Genomic DNA, 8,595 nt, shown 5'->3' with positions numbered 1-8,595 from the left:
TCCTATCCCTGTTACTTCCTAATTCCTTTTTAGTGGGGGAGTGTGAACAGTTACGTTACTCGTCTTATAAATCCTCCAACATCAAAAAAACCTATGGATTATGATTTACCTAATTGTGAGGATGTTTTTTGGGGTAGATGTTTAGAAATTGATGAAAAATCTTGAGGTTCTTTAAATTTATTTTGAATTGAAGCTACTTAAATAGTGTGCCAACTGTCATAAATTTATAATTACAAATTTATTAACTTCTGGCACATTTTACTAACTTTAGAAATCTAGGGAACTACTTTTACTTTCATACCTATGAAAACTAGATAATATAGTTTCATAACATCTTGATTTTTCATGCGTACACAACCATGAGAAACTGCTTTACCAATTAATTTTTCATCAGGTGTACCATGAAAACCTATTTGTCCTTTTCCATCATTCCAAAAACCTATCCATGCCAAACCCATTGGATTTTTAGGACCTGGGGGAGTTAGCTTTCTTGTGAATGGATTTATCCAAATAGGTTTATATTGTATATTAATAATTTCAAATTCGCCTGTAGGCGTTTCCCATCCTTTCTTACCAATAGCTACAGGATAACTACTTTTTATTTCTTTGTTTTGATAAACGTAAACACGACGGTCACTTAACTTTATTAAAAGGTATGCTTGATTAATAATATTAGATTCATTTTCTAAATTATTTGTTAATTCTTCTGTTTTAGGAATATCTTTTATTTCTTCCTCTTGTGTATTTTTTTGGGTAATCAGGAAAGAACCAATGGCTTTTTTGGGAAGAGATAATGATAAGCCTAAAATGACTAAACAGAATATTTGCAAGTAACTGTTTTTATTCTTCATACACTATTATTTAGTCTATATTCAATTAACTTAGTTTACCCTGTTTATTACTCAAGATTATTCTGAACATTCACCAAAAAATACATCTTTGCATGATGGTAGTTTCTTAGACTTAGTTTTATCTTTGGTGTCATTTATCGGTGATTTATTATTAGACTTTGAGTTGGAATTAGTATTAACTACTTGTTTATCTGTTTTTGTATTTTTTTTATTTCTTGGTTTATCGTCTTCTGAGCAATTTCCAAAATAAACATCATCGCAAGATGGTATTTTTTTTGTTGTATTTATTTTTATCTCTGGCATTTTTTTAACGTTTCTTTTAATGGGTTTTTGTTTATTATCAATACTTTCTTCTGGTATTGGTGTATCTAATGTTTTAGGATTAGGTTTTTCACATTGACTGGGATCTTCTTCACAAGACGATAAAGTTGTTGAATTTGGACTTGCAAATGGTTTTTCTGGAGATTGAGGACTTGGTGCTGGTTTTTGATCAGTTATTATTTCTATATCATTCTTCTTTTTATCAGAATGACAATTATTTAACCCATTACAAATGACAGGAATATAACCGGAAATCATAGTAGCAGCAACTAAAAATACACCTGTACCGATACCTGTTAAGAACTTATTCATAAATCCTGAATCATTATTTAATGAGTTTATAGCGTTTACAACTTCCATCGCAGAACTATAGCGGTTTCCTGGTCTAGTTTCCAGCATTTTATTCAAAATATTAGCTAATGTATTGCTTACAGTTGTATATTTCTGCCATTTCCATCTCAGATAATTACTATCAAATAATAAATCAGGGGTTTTTCCTGTTAATAATTCAATAACTGTCACGGCTAATGAATAAATATCACTACTAGGTAAACATTGACCACCTCCCATTTGTTCTGGTGGTGCATAGCCCATTTTGCCAACGGATGTACCACCTTCTAAATATCCAACGACACCAAAATCAATCAATACTGCTGGTTTTATTGGATCTTTTGGTTGAATTATATTATCAGGTGAAATATCGCGGTGAAATAAATTCTGATTATGAATATATTGCAAAACTGGTAGTAATTCTTTTAGTAACTTAATTACTTCTTGTTCTGAAAATTGTTGCTGTTCTTGCCGTTTTTGTTGTAATAAACTTTCATAAGTATGACCTTCTATATATTCCTGAATAACAAAATGCCGTCCGTTTTCGGCAAATTTTGTTAAAAATTTAGGAATTTGTGGGTGATCTAATTTATATAATGTTTCCGCTTCTCTTTGAAAAAGTTCCCAGCATTTTTGGAACTGGGCAATATTTTGGATACTAGGTGCAAATTCTTTGATTGTACAGAGTTCATTATATCGCTGGGTATCCTTGGCTAGATAGGTACGGCCAAAACCTCCTTCCCCAAGTTGACACTGAACCCGGTAGCGATTATTGACTAAAGTTCCAGAGGATAGCTCTTGTGTTATCATCGCCGATTATTTTTTTATTTATAAGTATATTCTCTAGATATTAACCTACTTGTATTCAAATGAGAAGCGGTATATTTCTTGAATTTATATAAATTTTTATTGATTTTGAAAGATGACCTGTTGAACTACGATTAATATTTATGTGCGTCAGTAACTACTTTGATATTTGCAAACATATAGTAATAAACCACATTCGGCATGAGTAAATATACTTAAAATATTTTTCCCAGCAGGTTATTTTGTCAAAAAAATAATTTCATAAAACAGCTAAAATCCAATCATAATAACCACTTCATGTTTTTATCATCTATGGGAGTATTCAATGAATTTAATCTCAAACCAACTAATTTATTGACATCATTCTCAGTAAGCTTGATTCGAGCTTTAGGTGGATCTGTGATCTGCTTGCAGCAGCGCTTCGCTATCGCCCTAATATAGAATTGCGTGTCATTGTCTGAAAGTTTTGGTATTATTGGGTTATGGATGATTCCCAAAATACCTGCGGAATGTGGAAAATAACAGAGTTTTCTCTGATTTTTTTTTCAAAATGAGAATTGCTGCTAGATTTACGCGTGACTGTGGATACTACCATTACATCCCTATTTATCTCAATTGCTACCAAGTAATTATTAGCATACTTAATTAATTAATTAATTAAAGTCCATAATATCTCCAAATTCTCCCATGATTTTTTCCATTAATTCTTCCATCATATCCTCCTGCATAGAACGGAGGCTTTCTGGTCCTGCGAGAAATTCTTTAATGGTTATTTTCTTATCTTTAAAATCTTTAACAAAATCACGAATCTCTGCAACTATCTTGGTTTGAGATTTCATAGTTTCCACCATCAATTCAATACAATCAACCCCTTGTTTAGCTGCTTTTTTATAATCAGCAACCATTGACCCTTCGGGAGTATTTTTTGCTAACCGGAGTTCTTGTTTCAATTTCTCATATTGATTTTTGAGAATTTGATTTTGTTGTTCTATATTTTTGCATTTGCGACTTAAATCATCTTCGCTGTTATTATCAATAGTTTCTCCAACTTCATATTTCCTTTCAATTTCTAAGAGTCGCGCTAAATCTCCTTCTTGATAAGCTTTATTAATTTCTTTCATGATTTCTGTGTGAGTCATTTGGGTTTCGTTGTCTTTAACCTTATCAGGGTGAAAGATTTCCGCTAACCGCAAAAATGTCTGTCGGACTTTTCTAGATTCATCTGTTCTAGGGACTGTGGCAGATTCAGAATCTCCTTCTGCTTCCCAAAATTGACGACGACGTTGATGATTTTCTTCAGAATCATCATTTTCAAATAGTTCATCTAATTCATTATCATCATCCTCTTCTTCTTCATCAATAGCTTTATAGCTAATAATTCCTCCCATTTGCAAACTTCTGTATAGTGATTGGATATTTCTCTGGGTTTGTTTTCCCATTTTTCTCGTAGTTAAAATTTCGGCAAACAAAGCATGAATTTCTGCATCTAATTCTGCCATTGTTTGCATATTTGGACTAACTCGATGAAATACTTCTGTCGCTAAAGAACGCATTTTTTCCACAAAGTTATTTAATTCTGTCCGCTTTCTCTTAATTTGTTTCAATAAAGATTCATGTTCCTTCTCTAAACCCTGTAACTGGAGATGTAAGTCAGAAAGCGCGAGAGGAGTTACTGTAGCTGAGGATGCTGTTTTTGTTTTGCGTGCCATAGCAGATGCAATTAAGCTCAGGGTTGATAAAAGGACACTAATACTAAATCTTTTAGGTATAACCGTAGATAGCGTTTAGTTCTAACAGACGGGAGTAATTAATATTATATTTTAAAAATACTAATATCAAAATTTGAGATTCAGCAGAACTGTATGATATGGAATCCAGAAGAATATGCCAAGAACTCAGATGCTCAATTGAGATGGGCAAAAGAATTACGAGCCAACTTGGAGTTGCAAGACTATGAATCTGTCTTAGATGTTGGTTGTGGAGATGGGAAAATCACGGCTGATTTTGCAAAGGCTTTACCCAATGGCAAGGTTATGGGAGTAGATAGTTCTCCTGAGATGATTGCTTATGCCCAGCACACCTATTCAGCAACGCAGTATTCTAATCTTTCTTTTGCCTGTGTTGATGCACGTTCCCTCGATTTTGACCATGAATTTGATCTCGTTTTTTCAAACGCGACGCTTCACTGGGTGGATAATCACCAAGCCTTTCTCAACGGTGTTAGTCGAGCTTTACGGAGTGGTGGACGGTTGATTATTTCTTGCGGTGGACAGGGAAATGCTGCGGATATTTTGCAAGTTTTCTCTGAGATTGTTGTTAGTGAACCCTGGAGGGGTTACTTTGATGATTTTCGTAATCCCTACTTTTTCTACGGAGATCAAAATTATGCGCTGTGGTTAGAGAAGGCTGGCTTCCGTGTTAAGCGTCTTGAGTTAGTTCCAAAAGATATGACGCATTTAGGCAAGGATGGGTTAGCAGGTTGGATACGCACAACCTGGATGCCGTTTACGCAGTGCGTATCTGAGTCTAAACGCGATAGTTTCATTGCTGATTTTGTAGAGACATATCTAGAACAAATCCCACTAGATAAAATGGGTTTAGCGCACGTTCGCATGGTTAGGCTAGAAGTTGACGCGCTCAAGCTATAAGTCTACGTCAACGAGTAGTGGAAACACATCTTATCAATAAGGAAAATAGCCTGCTACACATATACCTCATAACACCGAAAATTGCTGTAACTGGTTATAATTACCCAACTTAAACCCCCTCATAGTCAATAATTCCCGCACTCGCTGACTTAACAAAGCCGCTAATTCTACTTCACCACCGCTATTTATCTCAGTATTTACTAAAGCTGGATGAGAATAAATTTCTACCAATTCCGCTTCTATTTGTGGTATTAAATCTAGTAAATATTTTTCGCTCATGTCACCAGTTTGTAACAATCCATAAACTCTGTCGGCAAATTTAATATGATGCGCTTTTAATAAACCTTCTCCATAACGGCGTAATTGTCCAAAAACAATAGACCAAATGATTTTAGTGAATAAGTTACGTTGATCAATTTTGAGGTTTTTGCTTAATTCTTCTGAGGGTAGACGAATAAATTTGATCTTAAATTCTGGGGCTAATTCTGTTAAAATATTCAAAACTACAGGATGTACATGAAGGTGTAAATGTCCATCAACATGAGCCAAATTTAAACCAGAATCACGGAATTTTTCTAATTGAGCGCGGATTTCTAACCGCAATTCTGCACGAGTAGCTTGATTAAATTGATAACTTAATCCAGCTTGGGTGGGGTTATGAGAAAAGTTACCCTGAGAGTCTACTAAATGGGGAATGTGCGAAGGTGGTAAAACTGATTTACCACAAACTAAAACCAGGTGTAAACCAACTGCTAACTGAGGGTGATTTTTTGCGAGAGCGATCGCCTCTTGTGCCGCATCACCACTTACCATTAAACTAGTGCTAGTTAAAATCCCCTCCTCATGGGCTTGAATAATCGCTGCATTCACACCCTGGGAAAACCCGAAATCGTCAGCATTAATAATTAAATAAGACATTGGTATATAGATAATTAGGATTAAAAATTTCAGAATCAGGATAACCAGGATTAAAGGATTAACAGGATTAATTTAAAAATCCTCCGAAGGTAATTAAATTAAATCCTGAACATCCTTAAATCTTGTACTTCGACTGCGCTCAGTAACCGTAAATCCTGATTCAGACAACTTACCTAGCTAAAGCTTGAGTGCGACGTTCATTCAAATAACCAAAGAACTCCTTACCTTCTCGCAAGCGACGAACTAACATTTGTCTATCAGCCAACATTTCCCGCACAATGGGAATAATCGCTTTTGGACGGAAGTAAAATTTGCGATACATTTTTTCTACAGCATCTTCAATTTCCGCACTTGAAAGAGTTGGATATTGCAAAGTTGAAGTTTGAATACCGGAAGTTGCGACTAAAGACTCATTCGCAAACCAACCCTTTTCTCTGGCTTGGTCATATAATTCTGTACCAGGATAAGGTGCAGCAATAGAAACTTGAATTGTATGGGGACTCAATTCACAAGCAAAGCGAATTGTTTCTTCTACAGTTTCTGGAGTTTCTATTGGCAATCCGATAATAAAAGTTCCATGTACAGTAATACCAAGTTTGTGGCAATTCTTCATAAATTCTCGCGCCACTTCTAGCTTAATACCTTTTTTGATATTATTGAGAACTTCTTGATTGCCAGATTCAAAACCTACTAATAACAATCTTAAACCGTTATCTCGTAAAGTTTTGAGAGTATCATAATCCAAGTTTGCACGGGCATTGCAACTCCAAGTTAAATTGAGTCGCTTCATGTGTTTACTAATGGCGATCGCTCGATGCTTGTCAATGGTAAAAGTATCATCATCAAACATATACTCCCGCACCTTGTCCCCAAAGAGAACTTTAGCCTCTTCCATTTCTCTGCCTACAGCATCGGGGCTTTTATGACGGTATAAATGTCCACCAATAGTTTGTGGCCATAAACAAAAAGTACATTTGGCTGGACAACCCCGCCCAGTATAAAAAGAAATGTAAGGATGTTGCAAATAGCCAATAAAATATTTGCTAATATCCAAATCACGAGCATAAACTGGCAACACACTGGGCATAGCATCCCAATCATGAATCAAAGGACGTTCCTCGGTCTGGTGGATATTCCCCAACTTATCCCGGTAACTCAAACCCTTGATTTCATCCCAAGGTTTTCCTTCTGCTAATTCCTTGCAGGTATAATCAAACTCATTGCGGCAAACAAAATCAATTACCGGATTTTCTTGCAAAGTTGCCTCTGGTAAAACCGCAACGTGCGCCCCCACAAAGCCAACCTGTACATTGGGGTTTTGTTGTTTGATAGCTTCAGCACACTTCACATCATTAGCCAAAGATGGTGTACTGGTGTGCATAATTACCAATTCATAATCCTTGGCAATTTTCAATACATCATCTACCGTTTGCCCATGAGGAGGTGCATCAACTAACCTACTGCCAGGAACTAAAGCTGCTGGTTGTGCTAACCAAGTGGGATACCAAAAGGAAGTAATTTCTCGTTTTGCTTGGTATCGCGCCCCCGCACCACCATCAAAACCATCAAAAGAAGGTGGACTCAGAAATAAAGTAGTTTTCATGAATATTTCTCACACACAAATTTTTTATTTTGGTTAGTTGTCAGTTGTCAGTGGTCATTGGTCAGTTGTCAGTTGGGAAATTCTTTCTCCCTCTGCACCTCTGCACCTCTGCACCTCTGCCCCCTAACTAGCCTTAGCGTTTACACCCATCAAGTTTTCAATCAGGGAAACAACATCACTGCGACTGAGTTTTTCCTTGCCACTAGCCAAAGCATCTAAAGTACCATGAGCTAAAGCCAAAGGAATTTGGCAAAATTGCAAAGCCGGTCCATTGGGCAGAGAGTTCGTATAGGCATCTGCTAAGATGAGATTGCGACGGGCATATTCTTGGAGATTGTCATTATCCCAACCTGCTGGGTAAAAATTGACCCCACGAGTTAGATCCTCACCATTGTTACGCAGAATATTTACCGCTTGCAAACCCCTACCAAATCCTATGGCTTGAGTGCGGTTACTTTGAGTTCCATCATACCAGTTCCATAAATCTGAGAGCAACAAGCCCACAGCACCAGCTACCCCAAAGGTATAACGGTCTAGATCCGCTTCTGTTTCTATTTTCCAATTTTTATCTGCCCAATAAGCCATTCTATCAGCCATTGCCGCTGTTGCATCCCAAATTCGCGGAGCAATGCTTTCAGGTGCTAATATTGACCATTCTCTAATCCGTAAACTAACTTCTTGTAAAGAATTTTCGTAACCTTTAAACCCGACAGAGAAAGCATCCAGCGGAAAACCATCTACTCCAGCTTGCAATGTGAGACTAATATTCTGTAACAGGCGTTTTTTAGTCTGATTATCCAAGTTTGGATCGTCTTCTATTTGGTCAATGGCACGCATACACAGGTATGCTGATGCTACTGCTTCTTGTAATCCTGATGGTAAAATACTAATTGGGATATAAAAAGTTCTACTAGTGTCTTTAAGGATTTGCAACGCATCTCCACGTAAATCCATTGTGTTCACTCCTGTCTTGATTTTCACACCACACCTAATTTCGGACTTTTCGATAATACTAGATTTAGTCTTTATTAAATCTTAAAAACCATAAACACCCTAGTATTTAATCTAGAAATACATAGTTAATCGTGTTATATTTAACACAATTTTCAAGCTTATC

7 protein-coding genes are annotated in these 8,595 nt (G+C 36.2%); 1 reads left to right on the top strand and 6 read right to left on the bottom strand.

From position 1 onward, the window contains the following. Window positions 1–275 precede the first annotated feature (275 nt). The 3 genes from FJR05_RS02430 to FJR05_RS02420 all read right to left on the bottom strand — a co-directional run bounded on the left by FJR05_RS02430 (window position 276) and on the right by FJR05_RS02420 (window position 4,018). Window positions 276–851: a L,D-transpeptidase gene (locus tag FJR05_RS02430; protein WP_168642643.1), complete on the bottom strand. Its 576-nt coding sequence runs from the start codon at window positions 849–851 to the stop codon at window positions 276–278. 57 nt (window positions 852–908) lie between these two features. Then, window positions 909–2,312 (bottom strand): serine/threonine-protein kinase, encoded by a 1,404-nt coding sequence (locus FJR05_RS02425; protein ID WP_168642642.1) that lies wholly within the window; start codon window positions 2,310–2,312, stop codon window positions 909–911. Window positions 2,313–2,962: 650 nt separating this feature from the next. Next, window positions 2,963–4,018, bottom strand: a complete 1,056-nt coding sequence (locus FJR05_RS02420; protein ID WP_168642641.1) for a J domain-containing protein — start codon at window positions 4,016–4,018, stop codon at window positions 2,963–2,965. 153 nt (window positions 4,019–4,171) lie between these two features. On the opposite strand from FJR05_RS02420, the gene FJR05_RS02415 reads away from it, so the two are divergent. After that, window positions 4,172–4,957, top strand: coding sequence for a class I SAM-dependent methyltransferase (locus FJR05_RS02415; RefSeq protein WP_168642640.1), 786 nt, complete (start codon window positions 4,172–4,174; stop codon window positions 4,955–4,957). Window positions 4,958–5,023: 66 nt separating this feature from the next. Here the strand turns inward: FJR05_RS02415 and hpnK are convergent, their stop codons facing one another. The 3 genes from hpnK to FJR05_RS02400 form a co-directional block, all read right to left on the bottom strand. Next, window positions 5,024–5,875, bottom strand: coding sequence for a hopanoid biosynthesis-associated protein HpnK (gene hpnK, locus FJR05_RS02410; protein ID WP_168642639.1), 852 nt, complete (start codon window positions 5,873–5,875; stop codon window positions 5,024–5,026). 169 nt (window positions 5,876–6,044) lie between these two features. Then, on the bottom strand, window positions 6,045–7,478 hold the full coding sequence (gene hpnJ, locus FJR05_RS02405; RefSeq protein ID WP_168642638.1) for a hopanoid biosynthesis associated radical SAM protein HpnJ: 1,434 nt from the start codon (window positions 7,476–7,478) through the stop codon (window positions 6,045–6,047). A gap of 123 nt (window positions 7,479–7,601) precedes the next feature. Then, complete coding sequence (locus FJR05_RS02400; RefSeq protein WP_168642637.1) at window positions 7,602–8,432, bottom strand: squalene/phytoene synthase family protein; 831 nt, start codon at window positions 8,430–8,432, stop codon at window positions 7,602–7,604. Between the last annotated feature and the right edge of the window lie 163 nt (window positions 8,433–8,595).

Origin of the sequence: Dolichospermum sp. UHCC 0259 (assembly GCF_009711935.1) — a bacterium.
GTDB lineage: Bacteria > Cyanobacteriota > Cyanobacteriia > Cyanobacteriales > Nostocaceae > Dolichospermum.
This window is presented reverse-complemented; position numbering and strand designations above follow the sequence as displayed.

What these genes read in the sequence shown, in the direction of transcription:
- FJR05_RS02430 (WP_168642643.1), bottom strand. Translation starts at nt 851, where the DNA reads ATGAAGAATAAAAACAGTTACTTGCAAATATTCTGTTTAGTCATTTTA.
- FJR05_RS02425 (WP_168642642.1), bottom strand. Translation starts at nt 2,312, where the DNA reads ATGATAACACAAGAGCTATCCTCTGGAACTTTAGTCAATAATCGCTAC.
- FJR05_RS02420 (WP_168642641.1), bottom strand. Translation starts at nt 4,018, where the DNA reads ATGGCACGCAAAACAAAAACAGCATCCTCAGCTACAGTAACTCCTCTC.
- FJR05_RS02415 (WP_168642640.1), top strand. Translation starts at nt 4,172, where the DNA reads ATGATATGGAATCCAGAAGAATATGCCAAGAACTCAGATGCTCAATTG.
- hpnK (WP_168642639.1), bottom strand. Translation starts at nt 5,875, where the DNA reads ATGTCTTATTTAATTATTAATGCTGACGATTTCGGGTTTTCCCAGGGT.
- hpnJ (WP_168642638.1), bottom strand. Translation starts at nt 7,478, where the DNA reads ATGAAAACTACTTTATTTCTGAGTCCACCTTCTTTTGATGGTTTTGAT.
- FJR05_RS02400 (WP_168642637.1), bottom strand. Translation starts at nt 8,432, where the DNA reads ATGGATTTACGTGGAGATGCGTTGCAAATCCTTAAAGACACTAGTAGA.